The 19558-nt window shown below is 39.2% G+C and carries 22 protein-coding genes, 2 tRNA genes and 1 riboswitch; of the genes, 15 read left to right on the top strand and 9 right to left on the bottom strand.

What is annotated here, in order from left to right:
• Window positions 1-31: 31 nt before the first annotated feature.
• Window positions 32-718, bottom strand: a complete 687-nt coding sequence (locus tag N824_RS03005; protein WP_048903670.1) for a GNAT family N-acetyltransferase — start codon at window positions 716-718, stop codon at window positions 32-34.
• 44 nt (window positions 719-762) lie between these two features.
• On the opposite strand from N824_RS03005, the gene N824_RS03000 reads away from it, so the two are divergent.
• Window positions 763-3051: an alpha-L-rhamnosidase C-terminal domain-containing protein gene (locus tag N824_RS03000; RefSeq protein ID WP_048903669.1), complete on the top strand. Its 2289-nt coding sequence runs from the start codon at window positions 763-765 to the stop codon at window positions 3049-3051.
• A 23-nt stretch (window positions 3052-3074) separates the two neighbouring features.
• Here N824_RS03000 and N824_RS02995 read toward each other — a convergent pair whose 3' ends face one another.
• Window positions 3075-4052 carry a GlxA family transcriptional regulator gene (locus N824_RS02995; protein ID WP_048903668.1) on the bottom strand — a complete coding sequence of 326 codons (978 nt, stop codon included), beginning with the start codon at window positions 4050-4052 and terminating at the stop codon, window positions 3075-3077.
• Window positions 4053-4240: 188 nt separating this feature from the next.
• Between N824_RS02995 and N824_RS02990 the strand changes: the two genes are divergently transcribed.
• The 4 genes from N824_RS02990 (at window position 4241) to N824_RS02975 (ending at window position 5911) form a co-directional block, all read left to right on the top strand.
• Entirely contained in the window at window positions 4241-4600 is a 360-nt protein-coding gene (locus N824_RS02990; protein ID WP_306413874.1) for an SRPBCC domain-containing protein, read from the top strand.
• A gap of 24 nt (window positions 4601-4624) precedes the next feature.
• A complete protein-coding gene (locus N824_RS02985) occupies window positions 4625-4999 on the top strand; it encodes a DoxX family protein (protein WP_048903667.1) in 375 nt (124 codons plus the stop codon).
• Window positions 4992-5372 (top strand): iron chaperone, encoded by a 381-nt coding sequence (locus N824_RS02980; protein ID WP_048903666.1) that lies wholly within the window; start codon window positions 4992-4994, stop codon window positions 5370-5372. Before N824_RS02985 ends, N824_RS02980 begins: the two co-directional genes overlap by 8 nt.
• Window positions 5373-5611: 239 nt before the next feature.
• On the top strand, window positions 5612-5911 hold the full coding sequence (locus N824_RS02975; protein ID WP_235206977.1) for a glyoxalase: 300 nt from the start codon (window positions 5612-5614) through the stop codon (window positions 5909-5911).
• A 67-nt stretch (window positions 5912-5978) separates the two neighbouring features.
• Here N824_RS02975 and N824_RS02970 read toward each other — a convergent pair whose 3' ends face one another.
• Window positions 5979-6581 carry an FMN-dependent NADH-azoreductase gene (locus N824_RS02970; RefSeq protein ID WP_048903664.1) on the bottom strand — a complete coding sequence of 201 codons (603 nt, stop codon included), beginning with the start codon at window positions 6579-6581 and terminating at the stop codon, window positions 5979-5981.
• Between the two features lie 108 nt (window positions 6582-6689).
• Between N824_RS02970 and N824_RS02965 the strand changes: the two genes are divergently transcribed.
• Window positions 6690-7067 (top strand): helix-turn-helix domain-containing protein, encoded by a 378-nt coding sequence (locus N824_RS02965; RefSeq protein ID WP_048903663.1) that lies wholly within the window; start codon window positions 6690-6692, stop codon window positions 7065-7067.
• A 126-nt stretch (window positions 7068-7193) separates the two neighbouring features.
• Here the strand turns inward: N824_RS02965 and N824_RS02960 are convergent, their stop codons facing one another.
• Window positions 7194-7748, bottom strand: coding sequence for a hypothetical protein (locus tag N824_RS02960; protein WP_048903662.1), 555 nt, complete (start codon window positions 7746-7748; stop codon window positions 7194-7196).
• A 141-nt stretch (window positions 7749-7889) separates the two neighbouring features.
• Here N824_RS02960 and N824_RS30030 point away from each other — a divergent pair, with 141 nt between their 5' ends.
• A complete protein-coding gene (locus N824_RS30030) occupies window positions 7890-8117 on the top strand; it encodes a hypothetical protein (protein WP_152541972.1) in 228 nt (75 codons plus the stop codon).
• Between the two features lie 11 nt (window positions 8118-8128).
• Here the strand turns inward: N824_RS30030 and N824_RS02955 are convergent, their stop codons facing one another.
• A complete protein-coding gene (locus N824_RS02955) occupies window positions 8129-8398 on the bottom strand; it encodes a hypothetical protein (protein ID WP_373419275.1) in 270 nt (89 codons plus the stop codon).
• 61 nt (window positions 8399-8459) lie between these two features.
• On the opposite strand from N824_RS02955, the gene N824_RS02950 reads away from it, so the two are divergent.
• The 3 genes from N824_RS02950 (at window position 8460) to N824_RS02940 (ending at window position 10614) form a co-directional block, all read left to right on the top strand.
• A complete protein-coding gene (locus tag N824_RS02950) occupies window positions 8460-8687 on the top strand; it encodes a hypothetical protein (protein ID WP_052334040.1) in 228 nt (75 codons plus the stop codon).
• 152 nt (window positions 8688-8839) lie between these two features.
• Window positions 8840-9850, top strand: a complete 1011-nt coding sequence (locus tag N824_RS02945) for a hypothetical protein (RefSeq protein ID WP_048903661.1) — start codon at window positions 8840-8842, stop codon at window positions 9848-9850.
• On the top strand, window positions 9844-10614 hold the full coding sequence (locus N824_RS02940) for a hypothetical protein (protein WP_048903660.1): 771 nt from the start codon (window positions 9844-9846) through the stop codon (window positions 10612-10614). Before N824_RS02945 ends, N824_RS02940 begins: the two co-directional genes overlap by 7 nt.
• Window positions 10615-10681: 67 nt before the next feature.
• Here N824_RS02940 and N824_RS38185 read toward each other — a convergent pair whose 3' ends face one another.
• The 3 genes from N824_RS38185 to N824_RS02915 form a co-directional block, all read right to left on the bottom strand.
• Entirely contained in the window at window positions 10682-11194 is a 513-nt protein-coding gene (locus N824_RS38185) for a hypothetical protein (RefSeq protein ID WP_373419274.1), read from the bottom strand.
• Window positions 11195-12611: 1417 nt separating this feature from the next.
• Window positions 12612-12683 (bottom strand) — tRNA-Glu (locus N824_RS02920).
• Window positions 12684-12722: 39 nt separating this feature from the next.
• Window positions 12723-12798: transfer RNA gene (locus N824_RS02915), tRNA-Met, on the bottom strand.
• Window positions 12799-12908: 110 nt separating this feature from the next.
• Between N824_RS02915 and era the strand changes: the two genes are divergently transcribed.
• Both era and der read left to right on the top strand, forming a co-directional pair.
• The gene (gene era, locus N824_RS02910; protein ID WP_048903657.1) at window positions 12909-13787 is read left to right on the top strand and encodes a GTPase Era; all 879 of its coding nucleotides are present in this window, start codon (window positions 12909-12911) and stop codon (window positions 13785-13787) included.
• A gap of 47 nt (window positions 13788-13834) precedes the next feature.
• Window positions 13835-15136, top strand: a complete 1302-nt coding sequence (der, locus tag N824_RS02905; protein WP_048903656.1) for a ribosome biogenesis GTPase Der — start codon at window positions 13835-13837, stop codon at window positions 15134-15136.
• Window positions 15137-15138: 2 nt separating this feature from the next.
• On the opposite strand, the gene N824_RS02900 is transcribed toward der, so the two are convergent.
• Window positions 15139-16716 (bottom strand): S41 family peptidase, encoded by a 1578-nt coding sequence (locus N824_RS02900; RefSeq protein WP_048903655.1) that lies wholly within the window; start codon window positions 16714-16716, stop codon window positions 15139-15141.
• A 185-nt stretch (window positions 16717-16901) separates the two neighbouring features.
• On the opposite strand from N824_RS02900, the gene murQ reads away from it, so the two are divergent.
• The 3 genes from murQ to N824_RS02885 are packed head-to-tail and all read left to right on the top strand — an operon-like array spanning window position 16902 to window position 19085.
• On the top strand, window positions 16902-17708 hold the full coding sequence (murQ, locus tag N824_RS02895; RefSeq protein WP_048903684.1) for an N-acetylmuramic acid 6-phosphate etherase: 807 nt from the start codon (window positions 16902-16904) through the stop codon (window positions 17706-17708).
• A gap of 6 nt (window positions 17709-17714) precedes the next feature.
• Window positions 17715-18284 (top strand): hypothetical protein, encoded by a 570-nt coding sequence (locus tag N824_RS02890; protein ID WP_048903654.1) that lies wholly within the window; start codon window positions 17715-17717, stop codon window positions 18282-18284.
• A 48-nt stretch (window positions 18285-18332) separates the two neighbouring features.
• A complete protein-coding gene (locus N824_RS02885) occupies window positions 18333-19085 on the top strand; it encodes a Bax inhibitor-1/YccA family protein (protein ID WP_048903653.1) in 753 nt (250 codons plus the stop codon).
• Window positions 19086-19370: 285 nt separating this feature from the next.
• Window positions 19371-19480: riboswitch (SAM riboswitch) on the top strand.
• Window positions 19481-19558 lie beyond the last annotated feature (78 nt).

The raw sequence follows: 19558 nt of genomic DNA, 5'->3' as shown, positions 1-19558 counted from the left end.
GGTAACAACCTTTCTACAGATAGAAAGGTTGTTACCTATTTACCTTCTTTATAACATAAGCAAACATATCAGCCCTTATCTCAAATCCTAGCTTCTTGTACAATTTAATGGCACCATGGTTATCATTTCTAACGTGTAAAAAAGGAATTTCAGATTTCTTCAATATCCTTTTGATCTGCTCGCGAAGTAGCTCAAAAGCATAACCTTTACCAAGATGATCTGGGTGAGTACATACAGCACTAATCTCAGTAAAAGGTGTAGGATTGAGCCTATGTCCTGCCATTGCTACCAAATTATCGCCACTAAATACACCAGTATAATTTCCAAACTCTATTGTTCTTTCTCTAAATGGCCCCGGCTGGGTTAATTCTACAAGAGCTATCATCTGATCAACATGTGATTTATCTAAATCCACAAAATCAATATCGGTTCCTGCCGGAATCTCTTTAGATTCATAGATCATCTGAAACATATTAATCTGTGCAACAAGTCTCCACCGAGCAGGGATATCTACAGCAGAAGGTGTGAAAACAATAAACAGGCTTTCCAAAGGGCTGTTCTCATGAAGCGCTTCAAAATTACCTTTCGAATTATCCCTCAGGCCAGCAAATGAAGCAACCTCTTCCAGGTAATACTTTGCATGATCTGTTCCACTCGAAAAAGTACTATGAGCCGAATTTAACGCATTATAGATGGGATTATCTAAAGTATGGATCATTTTGTAAATTAATTATTTATTATTGTTAAAACCAAGTAAACCTCATGCACCCTTTAAGCAATCTTTTCCTCGCTATAGTTTTATTAATTTCGTCCTTAAAAACAAATGCACAACCGCCTAATTCTCCTTCAGATTTGAGGATCGATTTACTTTTGAATGCGGATAAAGTATGGAAAAATGGGATGCCAGTGGCACTATCACTTCAGGAGGCAAAGCAATCAGGCACTACCTATCAAATGGCACTAATAGCCAATCAAAACCCATATTTTTCATGGATATTAGAAGATAATTCTAAAGGCAGTTCCCAAACCGCATATAGGATTCTTGTTGCATCCTCCTTGGAAAACCTCAAAGCGAATAAAGGCGATTTCTGGGACTCCGGAAAAGTAATTAAAGGCCAACAGACTGGCATCATTTACGGAGGGCGTAAGCTTAACCCAAATACTGTTTTCTACTGGAAAGTAAAGGCCTGGAACAACAAACAAATCGCAAGTGATTATTCAAAACCCACCTCTTTTATTACCGACAGCGTATTAAAGCCCTACCAGACCGCTCATCAACCCCTTGTAAAATCATTAGAAAAACCGGTTTTCAGTAAACAATTAAATAACCTTAATACTTTATATGATTTTGGGAATGATGCCTTTGCTCAAATAAAAATACACATCAAATCAGCAACCGATGGAGATACCTTGAAAATCCATGTTGGCGAAGCAGTAGATGCCGCAGGGCATGTGGATAGAAAACCAAGAGGTACTATCCGCTACCGTTTATTAAAACTAGCATTGCAAAAAGGACAACACAGTTACGATCTTAAATTTTTAGCCGATGAACGTAACACCGGATCTAAGGCCATACTTATGCCTGATTACATAGGCGAAGTACTCCCATTCCGATATGTGGAAATTGAAAAGAATGATAACGCAATAATTGAAGTACAGCGTTACGTTGTAACCTATCCTTTTAATGATCAAGCGTCATCATTTAAAAGCTCCGACACCCTTTTAAACCGGATCTGGGAGCTTTCTAAACACACCATTAAAGCAACTTCATTTACAGGCATATATGTTGATGGCGACCGCGAACGGATTCCTTACGAAGCTGATGCATTAATTAATCAGCTATCACATTATGCTTCCGATGCTGAATTTAACATGGCCAAAAGGTCTTTAGATTTCCTGATTTATCACGCCACCTGGCCAACCGAATGGTCGTTGCAAAACCTGCTGGTGGCCTGGAATGATTACCTCTATTCCGGCGACATCAGAACGGTAAAACTACTTTACCCACAACTAAAACCAAAACTGCTGCTTGCCCTTGCCAGAGCCGATGGGCTAATTAGTACCAGAACCGGTAAACAAGACAGTACCTTTACCAAATCCATACATTTCTCTACTTTTAATGGAGAAAAAGTGCTAAAAGACATTGTAGATTGGCCACAAAAAGGAGGCTTTGGACTACCACCCTCCTATCCCGGAGAAACAGATGGTTTTGTTTTCACAGACTATAATGCAGTGGTAAATGCTTTTCATTATCAAGCCTTGATTTGTATGAGGGATCTAGCCCAGGCATTGGGAGAAAAAAAAGATGCTGCATTCTATAAGCAACAAGCCAACAAAGTAAAACAGGCCTTTCAACATAGTTTTATAGATCCGAACACAGGAACAATAAAAGATGGTGAGGATACTATGCACAGCTCGTTACATTCCAATATGCTTGCTCTTGCTTTCGATCTGGTGCCAAATGAACATAAAGCAAAAGTAATAACCCACATCCGTTCAAGAGGAATGGCCTGCAGTGTGTATGGCACACAATTCCTGCTCGATGCGCTATACAATGCAAATGAAGCAGAATATGGATTACAGCTGTTAACCTCAACAGAAAAGCGAAGCTGGTACAACATGCTCCGTTCTGGCTCAACCATGACTACTGAGGCCTGGGATACGGATTACAAAAACAATCAGGATTGGAATCATGCCTGGGGTGCTGCACCTGCCAATATTATTGTCAGGAAAATTATGGGAGTCGAACCCTTATCCCCTGCCTTTGGAACTATCCAAATAAAACCACAACCAGGAACACTTCACTCTGCCGAGCTCCAATTATCAACCTTACATGGAAAAATCAATATTGCCTTTACTAAAACCACTGCGCAGTTTCAATTAAAAACCAGTATCCCATCCAATGCCACGGGAGTAGTCTACTTACCAAAACAAACAGAAAAGGACCGAATAATTAAAGACGGAAGATCATTAAAAGCAATACCAGAGGGCAAATTTTGGGTAATCAGAGATGTTAAATCGGGCACACATAACTGGGCAGTAAGGTATTAATACAACTTTACTGCGAAAAGTAATTATACTTCGTTTGCTACCTTTGCAAACTTATTCCTATACTCTATTGGAGTAAGGCCTGTTATCTTCCTGAAAATATCCCTGAATGCTTTGGTATCGGTATAACCTACACCGTACATTACTTCTGTCACATTCTTTCTTGAAGCTTCAAAAAACTTCTTTGCAGCTTCTATTCTTACCCGTTGTATGTACTCCATTGGCGTGTTAGTTGTTGCATCCTTAAACCTTCGCTCAAAAGTTCTCCGTCCAACAGTTGTAAGGTTTACCAAATCTTCAATACTTATTTTGTCTTCATAATTTGTCTCAATATAACTCTGTACCTTTTGAATGTCTCCATCACCATGGTTTTTCTGCCCTTTGAAAATGGCAAACTGTGATTGACTGTCTCTACCAATGTCTAACGCAAAATATTTGGATATCATCACAGCGGTCTCCCTGTCAGAAAACTTTTCTACCAGATACAAAATTAAATTCCACAAACTACTTGCGCCACCGCTACTATAGATGTTATTGTGTTCGGTAATGATAGCGCCATCTTCTACTTCTACCTGTGGGTATTTTTCTCTAAACTCGCTGATATGTGCCCAATGGGTAGAGCATTTTTTTCCATCTAGCAAGCCTGTTTCTGCAAGCAAAAAAGCACCTATACATAAGCTTGCAAGGCTGGATCCGCTTTGATGAAGCTTTTTGAAGTACGGTATTGCTTCCGCATTAGCTTGGATGCCTGCGTTAGTGTCTCCAAAAGTGGGTGGTATAATGAGCAGGTCGGTATGGGCAACATCTTTCAGCAGCCTGTCTGTTTTTACCGTGTATTCGCCATTGTTGGCAGGTACATATTCATTCAAGCCCACATACTCTACTTTGAAAATGGGCTTTTTACCAAATGTCGTTAAAAATTCATTGGCCGTGTTAAAGGTCCTGAATGCTGGGGTAATAGCTTCTATTACTCCATACTGTGGAACGAATACTGAAACTTGCATATAATTTTGACTTAACTAAAGGTATATACTTTTGTCGTAATTCACCTCTAATTTGTCGTTTTTACAATAGACCAAGTTTCGGAGTCTGTAGCATCTTTGTAATGTAATAAATTATTAAAAATAAAAAACATGGCAGAACAAACAAAAATTACGGTAGAAGCAACAGTGAATGCTCCCGTAGAAAAAGTATGGAAGGCTTGGAATACACCGGCCGACATTATCCAATGGAACACGCCGACCCAAGCTGGCATACTCCAAGCAGCGAAAACGACCTCCGCATAAACGGGAAGTTTAAAAATAGAATGGAAGCTAAAGATGGCAGTTTCGGTTTTGATTTTGAAGGCACTTACGATAAGGTTGAATTGTATAAAGAAATAGCCTATACCATGGCTGACGGCAGAACTGCCACAACATTATTTACAGATAAAGATGGTAAAACCACGCTTGCAACAACTTTTGACCCAGAAACAGAGAATGACCCTGAATTTCAGAAACAAGGTTGGCAGGCTATTTTAAATAATTTCGTGAAATATGTAGAAAACAAATAATCAGAAACAAAAAAATTTAACAAGATGAAAAAGAATAAAATAATCTTTTGGGTGGCAACCTCTATCCTCATACTTTGGGAAGGTGTAATGCCACTGGGTACCGTACTGTTTGCGCCGGAATATGTAAATGCAGGTACAAAACCTTTAGGCTATCCCGATTACTTTGCTTATACACTTATCTATTGCAAAGTACTTGGAATTATAGCGATCTCTTTGCCTAAAATCCAGGGTAAGTTAAAGGAATGGGCATATGCAGGGCTTACATTTAGTTTAATCTATGCTTTCATCAGTCATGCCTGTGTAGATCAAAATATCGCGTTTATGTTATTGCCACTAATAGTATTGGGCATCCTCGCGGTTTCTTACATCTATAATAATAAGATTCAGAACAATGGCTAAAACAAATTATCAGTCGATTGATGAGTACCATCTCGCATTTAGCGGGGAAGCACTCCAAAGAATGCAGACGATTAGGAAAATTATTCATGAAGTAGTACCGGATGCAGACGAAAGTATCAGCTATCAAATACCCTGCTTTAAATACAATGGGTACCTGATATACTATTGTGCATTTCCTAATCACATCTCATTATCGAACCCCTTTAGTGAAGCCTTTTGGGCACACTTCAAGACTGATCTGGAAGGGTACAAAACAAGTAAAGCGGTTATCCAATTTCCAATAAATAAATTGCTCCCTGAAAAGCTAATTAAAAGAATTGTGGCATTCAGGAAAAAAGAGAATGAGGAGAAAGCAACTACAAAAAAGAAATAATTGATCAATCAATTATACTTTAAAAAAATGAAAGACAATATGGTTTCACTACATCGGGTAATTATGGTAAGCCTGGAGAAGGTATTCCAGGCTTTTTCCCTCCCAATAAAAATTCCCGACGCATAATTCAGTATAGGATGTTAGTTAAGAATAGCAATAAATTAACAAGCGGAATCTTTATCACATTTTCCGGGAATTGTAAAAGGGCCCTTACGTTTTACCAAACTTGCTTTGGCGGCATGCTGCATTTTGAAACGTTTGACAAGGAATTACAGGGTTACACAGAAAAACCAGTCATTAGCGGCTCGCTAGTTTCTGATAGTATAGTTATTCACGGTTCGGACCTAGTCCACAACGAAGGAAGAAAAATTGGGAATTATCTTTCTATTTTTTTGCAATGTAAAAATGCAGACGATAGGAAGATCCTTATGGAGAAAATAAAATCTGGCCGCGGGGGTCCACCTTCCAGAAATTATGAAGAACAAGTACTAATTGAAGTAACCGATGCTTTTGATGTGACCTGGGTATTAGGTGTTTAAAAGGAGGATTAAAAAATCGGTCATAAAAAAAGCAGTAACCATAAGATTACTGCTAATCTTTATACTCTTAATTAATCTTTATACTTTTAATTGCTTTGTCAAAAGCATAATCTTTAATTCCTGGCACTTTTAGTCCTTCAGCACGGAATACCGTAAGATCTGTCATACCTAAAAATCCAAGAAAAGCTTTCAGATAAGGGGCAACAAAGTCATTGGCTTTCCCTGGTCCCTCTGAATAAATGCCACCGGATGACATAGCTACATAAACTTTTTTCCCTGTGACCTTTCCGATAGGGCCGTTTTCATCATACCCAAAAGTTATTCCTGCCCTGGTAATATGATCAATCCATGCCTTTAGCGCTGAATGAATAGTAAAGTTAATCAGTGGTGCCCCAATTACGATGATGTCTGCAGCGAATAGCTGTTTAACCAGATGATCAGAAAGCAGGACAGATTCCTTTTCTTCTTTAGTCAGCTCATTGCTGGGAATAAAGAATGCACGGAGGACTTCAGGTTTAAGATGTGGCATTTCAATATCGACCAGGTTTAATTCTTCAACGGTGCTACCCGGATACTTTTCCTGAATTTCTTTAACGATGGCATGACCTAGTTTAATACTGTACGATGTCGCACCTTGTATGCTTGATTTTAAATGAAGGATATGTTTCATAAAATTGATTAATTATCAAGGGCAAAGCTAGGGCTACCAGGTGATAAAAAGTTAGTCGTTACCCAAAGGTAAGCGCTTACATCGGGGTAAGTGATTATCTTTGCTATTATGAAAGTCATTAAAAACCAGCCGATACCAAGCAGGGCAGAATGTGCAGGCTCACTTAAAAACGTTCTTGATGCCCTCTATGTGCTAAATGGAAAATGGAAGTTGGCTTTGATCCTTTCGCTTGTACAGTCGTCCAAGCGTTTCAATGAAATTCAGAATGAAGTCTCGGGAATCTCCTCTAAGGTCTTAGCTAAAGAATTAAAAGATTTGGAATTGAATGACTTTATCAAGCGAAATGTTTATCCTACCCAACCGGTAAGTATTGTTTACGAAGCAACCAGTTATAGCCTGACTTTAAAAAATGTGTTGACTGAACTAAGTAGCTGGGGTGAGCAGCACCGGGAAAAAGTTAAACAAAGCATGCGGAAGCAGTCTTGAATAGGAAAAGCCTCGATGTTGATTAAACACCGAGACTTGTCGTCCAAGCGTTACATTTGTTGAACACCTTTCAGGACGATTTAATGCTTTTGGCGAACAAGATGATCTATCTATTGCAACTACCTCTTAGCAACGGTCATTTTTACTGAAATCACGTTTGAAAAGTACCTTACCATTTTGCTCGATATAATCCCCCGATACAATCAAATAGGGATGACTTGGCGAATTCCCTGCGCTGCGGCTTTTTACACTTATTTTGTCATTCACTTTCAGGCTAGTTAACTGCTGAAACTCTTTAGGAGTAAATTGCATCATGTATTCTTCTCCATCAATCTTGACGATAAGCCATTTTGGCCCTGATTTTGCATTTTCACGATGAAAAGTAACAGAGGTGACCACGGCCTCCATATTCGCGAAAGACTTGATGTAGCCTTTTATTTTATCATGACTGACCTTCACCTTTTTGCCTTCGGGAGATGCCTCCCATACCTTATACTTTATACCGTCAGGAGTTCCCTCCCATTGTTTCCTGGGATCCAGTGCGGCTTTCTTGTTTGCAATGGACAAGGGTTTTGAAGACCGACCGGTTTCAGTTTTAATGTTACGATTGGCAAATACTAGCCCGCTTACTACAACCAATGCGAAGATCATCGCATAGATGACATTTTTTCTATTTTTCATATACTTTCAAATTGATTCAGCGAATCTACTTTGATATTTTTCGGGTGGAGTGGTTTGGATTGTAAATAAAAATGTAAACTTTGTAAATAAATCGTAAATAGAAGGAGCATCGTCCGTCTCGAAGCATCCAGAATAAAATTCTTGCAGCTCTTATCCGAAAACTCAACCACATCTGATCGCTTTCCAAAGCCCGTAGGAGTTCCGATAGTTATCGGGACGATCCCCTATTCCATGAAATGGCTGGAAACAACAAAAGCGATCGTTTCTGATCGCTTTTTAGTAGCCCAAGCGTTACATTTGTCGAACTCTTTTTCTGCAGATTTAATGCTTTTGGCGAACATTGGAGATGATCTGTCGACCAGACTGTAAGCCAAAATTGGCTACATAATATTTAAACTAGCCAATGCCTCAGTCGGTGTAAGAACAGCAAGCTTGCTCTTTTTAAAGTCTTTGGTATTTCGAGTAACAATAAAATCCAAATCGGGGATACTTAATGCACTATGGTATTGAATGGCATCTTCATAATCTTTAAAATCCGTTTTAAGCGACTGGCGAATTACCACAGCTGTTACGTCCGTTATCTCCGTCATATCAGCCAATTCTTCCAGTAGTTTCAGAGTAGCGCTCCCGGACATAGACTGACGAAGAATGTAATCGCTCTCTCAGGACGATGGGCTAAAAACAATTGTAGTTTCCCACCATGTACCTACCATGCGCAACTACCCACCCGAATATTTAGGAACCTTGTTAAATGAGGCCTTCGCTACCGATCTCGATGGACTGATTGAGCAATTAAGTCCAGATTACTGGATTTATGGCCATCATCACCGAAACATTGAAGGTTTTAAGATCGTCAATACAAATATGCTCACCAACCAGCTTGGCTACGTACATCATGGAGAGGCAATCAATTTTTCTACCAATAAAAGTATTGATTAACCTATTTTTGTATAATTAACCTATCTAGTTAATTATGCAGTTTATAGTTTATTATATTAATATTCAACAAATTATATTTTTTATAATATCAATAATTAACTTATATTTGTATAATTAACTTATCAACTTAACTATACAAATATTGGTTTATCATGGATGATGTAGTCAAATATATTAAGGATACACTGGGGCTGGAAATGGAAATCCTAAGGTTTCCAAAACGCAAACTAGATGATATCCCCGCATATATAACCGGGACATTCGACTTTGTGGGCGCAAGGTTGTATGGTAAGGAATTCTACTTGGCCTACCCTAAGGAAAACATAGACACTAAGGTAAAGCAACTCGAAAACCATTTCGACCGGTTGTGGGCAGCTTTGGGAATGGTCGTACTCGTACTTCCAGACATCTCAATCCGGACAAGGCAGACACTGATCGAAAAAAAGATCAATTTTATCGTTCCGGGAAAACAGCTGTTCCTCCCTGAGCTTTTGATCGATCTAAGGGAGGAGTTCATCACCAAACAACTGCGAAGGAATAACGACAAGCTCTTGCCATCAGCGCAGTTGATCATCCTGTACCATCTGCTCTACAATAAACAAAATGACTGGCGCATAGCCGAACATTCATTCAAGGAGGTAGCCGGACGACTGGGATATACCCCAGCCGCCATTTCAAAAGCCGTTGAAAGCCTTGTGCAATTGGAAATCGCAAGTGTAGTCGGAGATAAGGAAAAATATATCGACTTCCACCTGCATGGCATTGAACTGTGGAACGACATAGACAAAAGAAGGCTCTGGACAAACCCGGTGCTCAAAAGGATGTACCTACCTTTAAGGCCAAAGGTGTTCCGGTTCAGATCGGGCGAAACTGCCCTGGCTGAATATAGTGATATGAACCCTAGCCGGATGCACTATTATGCCGTAGGCAAGGACGAATTTTACCAACTAAAGCTTAACTTTGAATTTGAAGAAAATCCAGACTATGACAGTGAGGTATGCCTAGAAGTCTGGAAATACGACCCAAAGATACTAGCGAACGGACTTAACATGGACCTGCCCGTGGTAGATCCGCTGTCCCTGTATCTGAGCCTGCGCGATACGCACGACGAGCGAGTGGAAATGGCATTGGATAATATATTAGAAGAACACATCATATGGTAAGAGGATTTGAAGCATTCAGAGAATATTTTAAGGAATTTCCCGACAATTATGTAATTATTGGTGGTACCGCCTGTGATATTATATTAGAAAACAACGCACTGGTACCTCGGGCTACAAAGGACATGGACATCATCCTGATCGTAGAAGCATTGGCTCCGGGATTCGTTGCCCGTTTCTGGGAATTCATAGCCAAGGGCGAATACGAGAGACAGGAGAAGAGTAGTGACGATCGCCAGTATTACCGCTTTGCCAAACCGGGTAACAAAGAATTTCCGGCACAGATCGAGCTTTTTGCGAGGAAGCCGGATGTAATTGAACTCTCAGAAAAAGCACACCTGACACCGATCCCTGTAGACGACGACCTATCGAGCCTCTCGGCCATACTGCTTGACGACGTTTACTATGAATACATGATCGGCCACAGCTCAGTGGAAGACGGGATCAGGCACGCAAACACAGAAGCCCTCATCTGTCTGAAGGCAAAAGCATTCCTTGAAATATCACAGCGAATTGCCGAGGGCGTAAAGGAAGACACCAAACATCTTCGCAAGCACAAAGGCGATGTATTCCGGTTGGCCATCACCCTGGCTCCTGCAGAAAAATTTGAGCTCCCCGAGCACATCAAATCACATCTTATTATCTTTATGAAATCCATCGCCGGAGATCTCCCAGCCAAAGATATCTTCAAGGAACTAGGCGCAACAGGTACGGATCCGGAGAAAGTTTACCAGCAACTAATAACAAATTTTTCCCTGGACATATAGACTGCAATAAAAGCAAGTAAACGTATAGGCAATCGTATTCTTTTAGCAACAGAATACCTCAAAATACCTAATTACGATGTCTTTTATTGACCAGCTTTCTCCTTATCAACTCGACCCTATCGATCTCATCCTGATTAAGACCCAGAGATATATTGAGTATTTGGTAGTTGTAGTTCGCTAACAATTCTTCAATTGAGGTCTTATTTTTAAAATCTTGCTTAAACTGCTCAAAGTTTGCTGGCGACACATAGGGTATTGGAAGTACCCGGAACTCATTGGGCGTAAGCTCTAGTACACCACCACCATAATACCTACCCTCTAGTTCGGCAAAGGCAAGCGTAAGCGAGTTATAGAAAGAAAAAATAAAACTATTAAGCTCAAACCCCTGTTTCATTTCCACCTTGTAGGCACTATCGGTCACCAAAACCTGGGCATCATTGCTTAATAGCTTTGGATATTCATGAGCCCTTTTAAAAAAAAATGCTGATGGGGCGTCTGCGATATTTGGACTTTTGTACCAATGTTCTCGAATCGCGCACTTATATCGCGTCGGGAGTTCTTTTTGCACACCGATATCCAGATAATCTGCAAGTCTTCCTTGAATATCACTCTTATCCAGAGCTGAAAAATCAAGAAGGTATGCGGTTTTTTTTTGCTGCCACTAAGTTTTATAATCCTGTTTGGTAAAATCGACTGAACCGTTGACAAAAAAACCCTTCTGCAAAATGGGTCGAGCAAAGGGGACTAGACTATAGTGATCAACCGTTCCCTTGTTGACGATAAAAAAACTGTTTGCCGCTGTAACTGAGGATTACTCCATATTTGGCCACTACTTTCGCGGAATTTGGTTCTTCCCCAATTTTGGTGGTTTTTCAAAATGAAGTGAGTAATGTAAAATCAATAACTTAAGTGTTCATTAAGGCTTGCTGCTAATTGAAGCCGTAGGATCCACCAACATATAGACGAGAATCATGATCAATGTTAGTTCCCGCAAAAAAAAACACAAAGTAACCACCGAGATAATAAGCTTGTATCGACTTAAAAAACAGTTGTTTGCAAAAAGGAATTACTTGTCTGTTGTATTTTTTTACCACCCAAATTGGGGAAGAACCACTATCTCCGAAATATACACATGGCCTCCATTTTAGTATTATGTGCCTTGAATACTTCCAATGGATATCTTGGTTTTTCTTCCTTGCCCAGATATTTGTCCATAATTGTTTCTGCTGAAATTTCCAGCCCCATTTTTTTTAAATANGWRWRTRCNWYRSWCAASTWWWWSSTNWWTTGCAWMYARMTGKKYWTTAARTRKSYKTGYRCTTKCWSARYTTYMWKKTSMWYTGNWTCKMGMTGGRMATYMAGTKTYYTRGGTCACAAATTCGTTCAGATGAGGCTTCTTTTGGGGTGCATCCTGTCACTGTAATTCTCATATAGATGGATTTTGGACCATCTACGTAGTTTCTTGGTTTCTTCAGAAAAAAGTGAAGAGAATAATTCTGGCTCATAATAGCTAGTTTTAAGTAAACAAAATTAGCATTACGATCAAAACAAGTCAAGACAGTCACGACATGAACATATTGAATATCAATACTTTAAGCTGTTTTCAGTGAGCCGCTTGCTGCTCCGATTGACTCACTGAATGACTCACTAGAGATATGGGAATTTTTTTTGCCTTTTCGGGCATGCTTGAAAAACAAAAAAGGCCGTAAATCTTAAATTTACAGCCTTTTGAATGYYYYKAYGNKGYTACTAGTARMCMRWAKKRGMATNNWACSMYYRWWWCMAGNMAWGAMARTCNYGRCRTSMWCANMYYSWAKANCRAWMSKKYMAKYTKKWTTSMSTSAGCNYKMTTRMWGCTSCGANTNTKWYKSWMKSRRKGACNWSACTMGANNNGATNAYSKKMRKKTTWTKWGCCNYKWCGRGCNANYRMYTGMWMMACMMMRMASKMYGTMWWTCTTAAWWWWAMARCCNKYTSAWTKTTTTRAWGYKGTYRCTNGTAGCCCGTAGGGGAATCGAACCCCTGTTTCCAGAATGAAAATCTGGCGTCCTCACCCCTAGACGAACGGGCCATTTTGATTGCCTCAGCTTTATTAAAGCTGCGAATCTTTTGGTAGCGGGGACCAGACTCGAACTGATGACCTTCGGGTTATGAGCCCGACGAGCTACCAACTGCTCCACCCCGCACTATATACAATTTGGTAGTTTTTGTTAAATCCTTAACTCTTCTTCCGAATTGGAATGCAAAGATATAATTCGTTTCTTTGCGGTGCAAATTTATTTCAAAAAATATTTTTATGTCGCATAAAGCAGGTTTTGTAAGTATCATAGGTAAGCCCAATGTGGGTAAATCTACCTTAATGAATGCCCTGGTGGGCGAAAAACTTTCGATCATAACTCCGAAAGCCCAAACAACCCGCCACCGTATTTTAGGAATTGTTAATGAAGAAGATTATCAAATAGTTTTTTCTGACACGCCGGGCATCATAAAACCTCGATATGGCCTGCAGGATTCTATGATGAGTTCCGTAAAAGGAGCACTAACTGATGCTGATCTAATCCTGTTTGTTACCGACATTAACGAACAGCACGATGAGAATGATGTATTAGAGAAAATCATCAATACTACTATTCCAATGATTGTGTTAATCAACAAGATCGACAACGCAACCCAGGAACAGGTAGAAGAAAAGTCAGCATACTGGCAGGAAAAATTAAATCCAAAGCATATTTATGCCATCTCTGCACTTCATCAATACAATCTGGAAGGCATCCTTACCATGATATTAGATCATTTACCAGAACATGCGCCTTTTTACGATAAAGAAGACCTTACAGATCGTAACCAAAGATTCTTTGTATCCGAGATCATCAGAGAAAAGATCTTTAACAACTACCAAAAAGAAATACCATACAGTACCGAAGTAGTTATTACTGCCTTTAAAGAGGAAGAAAACATTACCAAAATCAGCGCTGAAATCATAGTAGAACGCGATTCTCAAAAAAACATACTGATAGGCAAAGGAGGCGCAAGCCTTAAAAAGGTAGGAACTGAAGCACGCAAGGATATTGAGAAATTTTTGGATCAAAAAGTATTTCTTGAAACCTTTGTAAAGGTAATTCCAGACTGGCGCAGTAAAAAGAACTACTTAAAAAGTTTCGGGTACGAAAATTAAGCTTACCTTTGCAACCCCTTAATAATTAATACAATTCACAACACAATATGAGCAATATTATCGCAATCGTCGGAAGACCAAACGTAGGCAAATCTACCCTCTTTAACCGCTTAACAGAAAGTCGTAAAGCTATTGTCGATGATTTTAGCGGCGTAACCCGCGACCGTCACTACGGTTCAGCGGAATGGACTGACAAACAATTCACTGTAATTGATACTGGTGGTTACGTGGCAAACTCTGAAGATGTTTTTGAAGCAGCTATCCGCGAGCAGGTAATTATCGCTATCGAAGAAGCAAGCGTATTGTTGTTTATGGTTGATGTAACCACAGGCATTACCGACCTTGACGACGAAATAGCACAATTGCTTAGAAGAAGTAAAAAACCTGTATTTACAGTAGTAAACAAAGTTGATAATACTCAACTACAAAACGAGGCCGCAGTATTTTACGGATTTGGCCTTGGCGAAATCTACCCTATCTCGTCTATGACCGGATCAGGAACGGGTGATCTTCTTGATGACGTTATCAAAAACTTTGAAGACCTTCCTGAAGAAGAAAACACACTTCCTAAAATCACAATCGTAGGCAGACCAAACGTTGGTAAATCTTCTTTAATCAACGCACTGATTGGTAAAGACAGGAACATTGTTACTCCAATTGCAGGCACGACCAGAGACTCTATACACATTCACTACAACCAGTTCGGTCATGAATTCATGTTTATTGATACTGCAGGTTTACGTAAAAAAACCAAAGTAAAAGAGAACATAGAGTTTTATTCTGTAATGCGTACCATTAAAGCATTAGAAGAAGCCGATGTGGTTATCTTAATGGTTGATGCAACCGAAGGTTTAGAATCGCAGGATGTGAATATTTTCCACCTTGCAGAGAAAAACAAAAAAGGTATCGTAATTCTTGTAAACAAATGGGACTTAATAGAGAAAGACAATAAAACCGTAAAAGCATTCGAAGAGCAAATTCGCCAGAAGCTACAGCCGTTTACCGATATACCTATTGTTTTCACTTCAGTAGTAACTAAACAACGTATTTTCCAGGCCATTGAAACTGCTTTAGAAGTACATAAAAACAGAGGCAAGAAAATCCCTACATCTAAATTAAATGATGTAATGTTGCCGATCATAGAGAACTATCCGCCACCCGCATTAAAAGGAAAGTATATCAAAATAAAATACATCACGCAGATTAATGGAACATCTCCAATGTTTGCTTTCTTCTGTAACTTACCCCAATACATTAAAGAACCTTATAAAAGGTTTATTGAGAATAAGCTTCGTGAAAATTTTGATTTTAGCGGAGTGCCAATCCAGATTTATTTCAGACAGAAATAAGCTTACTGTAAGCTGTTTAATGCCTGTTTTACCATAGCATCACTTAGGTTAAGCGCTTTATAATAACCCGCATCACCTAAGTGATACTTGCATAAAAGCACCTTCATATCATTTAAGATCAGCGGCTTTGCCGAAGCCAGCTGCCTCTGATCAACAACAACATTACGATTCTGAATATATTTCACCAGGTCGCGATAGTCTGCGTCACTAACATTAAAAGTAGCAAGGTTCTGTTCAATAAATGGTGCAGAGTACCTACTGGCTAAAACATCATAAACAAAATCAAACAATATCTTCTTAGAAGCCAGCATAGTATAACATTTGTTATACCCGATAGTATCCATTTTCACATAAATATCTGGTTGAATACCACCCCCCACAAATCTGCCTTTTATACTGTCCTTTTTAACAATTTTTTTCGAAGCAGTAAGTTCTCCGTCATTAAAACGATTCTCGATCTCATCCTGGTAGGCTTTATAACCATCCTTATAAGATTTCTGAATACTTCTGCCAGATGGGGTGTAATAACGTGCAATGGTTAAATTTAATGCCGATCCGTCCACAAAAGGAAACTGCTCCTGAACAAGTCCTTTACCAAAAGAACGGCGACCAATAATAAGCCCCCTGTTAAGATCTTGTACCGCACCTGCCAGAATTTCGCTGGCCGAGGCCGTATTCTCATTAATAAGCACTACCAGTTTACCATCTTCAAACTCGCCCCCGCCTGTTGCAACATAATCTGTACGTGGCTCATGTTTTCCTTCCGTATAAACAATTAATTTGTTCTCCTCAAGAATTTGATTAGCCAGACCCGTTGCTGCCGTTAAATAGCCTCCGCCATTGTCACGAAGGTCAAGCACAAGCTTTTTCATCCCCTCAGATTTAAGCGACTTTATAGATTCCACAAAATCACGATCTGTATCTGAACCGAATTTACTGATCCTCACGTAGCCAACTTCGCTGTTAAGCATATATGATGCATCAATACTACTCACCAGTACCCTATCGCGTTTTACCGTAAAAACAGTTGCCAGGCTACTGCCAGGATGCACAATGGTTAATTTTACTGCTGTGCCCTTTTTCCCTTTAATCTTACCAATCATCTGTTCTCTGGGCAAAGCCTTGCCACTAACAAAAATGGTATCTATTTTAATAATTCTGTCGCCCTGTTTTATTCCGGCCAAAAACGCCGGGCCATCCTTAATTACATTCGTAACCAGCAGGGTATCATTTAAAATATAATATTCAATGCCTATCCCCTCAAAATTCCCATTTAATGTTTCAGCAAATTCATTTGCCTTTTCTGGCGGAAGATATATACTATGAGGATCCAGTTTATGCAACAAACTATCAATAGGAAGGTTATTTAAGCTGTCGGCATTAACCTCATCTACATAGTTTTTATTAATGATATGGAGAATTTCATCGACCTTTTGCGCATTGTTATCTGCCATATAAGTCGTTTTTTGAAAGGTATATCCCTGATCTTTCAGAAATTTGTAGCCAAAAAACATCCCACCTATTAAAGTTACTGAATAAGTGAGGGCAATTAAGAGATTATAGCGGGTATTCTTTTTCATGGCTAAAGGCACCGTAAAGGTACAAAATTAGACTGTTATATAATCATTTAACCTCTTCTGATTTTTATTTGTTTAGTATTTTTTCTATTACTCCAAAATTGAGAAGAAATCCTTATTTTGAATTGATTTCCCCTATTATTTCTGGTTTAACAAGAAAATCACGAATTTTAACAAAAATTAATCTAATGATAAGAGTAACCGAGCAAGAATCAACGTATAACGATATTGATAAAATGTCAGTACTTGAAATTCTAAAGGGCATAAATGATGAAGACAAAACAGTTCCCCATGCTGTGGAAAAAGTAATTCCTCAGATAGAGAAACTGGCTTCTGCTGTTGCCGAGCGAATGATAAACGGGGGAAGGTTATTTTACATCGGTGCTGGCACAAGTGGCCGACTGGGTGTTGTTGACGCCTCAGAGTGCCCTCCTACCTTTGGAGTTCCGTTTGATTGGGTTGTTGGTATTATTGCCGGCGGAGACACTGCCATAAGAAGAGCAGTTGAAAACGCTGAAGACGATGACCAACAGGCATGGATTGATCTGCAGGAATTTAAAATTGATGCCAACGACTGTTTAATTGGCCTTGCTGCATCAGGAACCACTCCTTACGTTATCGGTGGACTAAACACTGCCCGTAAAAACGGCATTTTAACAGGTTGTATTGTTTGCAACGAAGGTGGCCCGATAGCTGCAGAAAGTGATTTCCCTGTAGAGGTAGTAGTTGGCCCCGAATTTTTAACAGGATCTACCAGAATGAAATCCGGAACTGCACAAAAACTGGTTCTGAACATGCTTAGTACTACGGTAATGATAAAACTAGGCAGGGTAAAGGGCAATAAGATGGTAGACATGCAGCTAACCAATCATAAACTGGTAGACAGAGGTACACAAATGGTAATGGACGAACTGAATATTGATTACGAACATGCTGCAGATCTGCTGATCCGTTATGGAAGTGTCCGCAAAGCTGTTGAATCTACCCATAAATAATCAAACATGCACGAAATAGAGCCTTACTATCTATGGCGTGATGATTATATCGCGGCAGAAGATGAGCGTTCTCCATTCTACAACACGGAGTACTCGGAATTTTATTTCGACAAGCAGTTGTATAATTTCCTGTTACATCCCCAATGGGATGATTTCGGATCAAGTACGATGTACCTTAAAGTACTGTATGTCGACTATGATAGAAATTATGCAATCATAGAGCTCATTGGAGAATGGAACGATGCCATTGGTAACGACATTATGCTTCTGAAACGTGAAATCATTGAGCTCATGATTGACGAGGGAATAAACAAATTCATCCTGATTGGTGAAAATGTACTGAACTTCCATTCTTCTGAAGATAGTTATTACGAAGAATGGTTTCAGGAAGTTGAAGATGGATGGATTACAGGCATCAATTTCCAGGAACATGTAATCAATGAATTCCGTAACAGCAATATAGATTATTACATCAATTTTGGTGGAGACCTTGACGATATGGCATGGAGAACCTTAAAACCCCTTCAGTTTTTCAAGAAAGTTGAAGAAATCCTGACAAAAAGGCTCGGGGCATAGCTTTTGTTAGAATGAAACAATTCGTATCTTTAAATAAATTTAAAACACATGAATAATAACAATAATAATGATTGGGCACAACAGTCCGTTTTTGTAGAAGACTTAACTGGCAAGGTTGCCAAGAAATTCTTCGCTAATGTTTTTTTATGGATGTTTGTGGCGCTTGGCTTATCAACATTAGCTGCGTTTCTTATTTCAACCTCTCCTGCAGCTTTAAGTCAATTAATTAATTTTGAAACAGGACAAAGAACAATACTAGGTTATATTGCCATGTTTGCACCTCTAGGTCTGGTAATTTTAATGGGAACAGGGTTTAACCGCCTGTCTTATGGTGCTTTATTAGGCGTATTTGTTCTATTTTCGGTCCTCTTAGGTGTTAGTTTAAGTTTTATATTACTTATTTATACTGCAGGTTCAATCGTAGCATGTTTTGCTGCCGCAGCAGGTATATTTGGAATAATGGCAGTTTTAGGTTACACTACAGATGTAGATTTAAGCAAATTTGGTCCTATATTAATGGTAGGCGTTGTAGGCTTATTCATTGCTGGTATCATCAACATGTTTATCGGAAGTGATCGTTTTAGCTATATAATGAGCTTCTTTGGAGTAGCAATCTTTACAGCCTTAACAGCATATGACGTTCAAAAACTGAAACGTATTGGTGCAGGTATTGAAGAAAATGGAGATCAGATGGCGGCAACTGATGCTAAGAAATTGGCAATCATGGGAGCCTTATCTCTTTACCTTGACTTTATAAACATCTTCTTATATCTACTAAGAATCTTTGGAAGCAGAAAATAACAGTCTGTTTCTTAAACATATTAAAAAAAGCCATGCTACTTGCATGGTTTTTTTTNATTGCTTATTGATGGTTTAAACATTGTATTGACCCCAATAAACTACTGCGATGCAACACACTGCCATCTTGTGAATTAAACACATTTTACACTTTCAAATTCAGCTGTGCATCATCATTTTTTCAAAACAATGTTTCGAAGTCCTGAGTTAATTGTCTCCTCTGTACAATTTTATATGCTTTAACGGTCTAAATTTTGGAAATGATTTTTCTTTGTTGCACCTTTGTAATGCTTATAGAGAAAGACGGAGGGATTAGACCCTGCGAAGTCTTAGCAACCTGTGCTTACAAGGTGCTACATTCTACTGGAGCCAAACCATTGGTTCCCGAAAGATAAGTTAAAGTCGACACCTAAACCGGACTTTTCGAATAAGCTTTGTATGTAATGAGTTCGGCACTTGTTTAGGCGCAGCCTCTA

It is taken from the genome of Pedobacter sp. V48 (assembly GCF_000523515.1).
In the GTDB taxonomy this organism is placed as follows: Bacteria; Bacteroidota; Bacteroidia; order Sphingobacteriales; family Sphingobacteriaceae; genus Pedobacter.
This window is presented reverse-complemented; position numbering and strand designations above follow the sequence as displayed.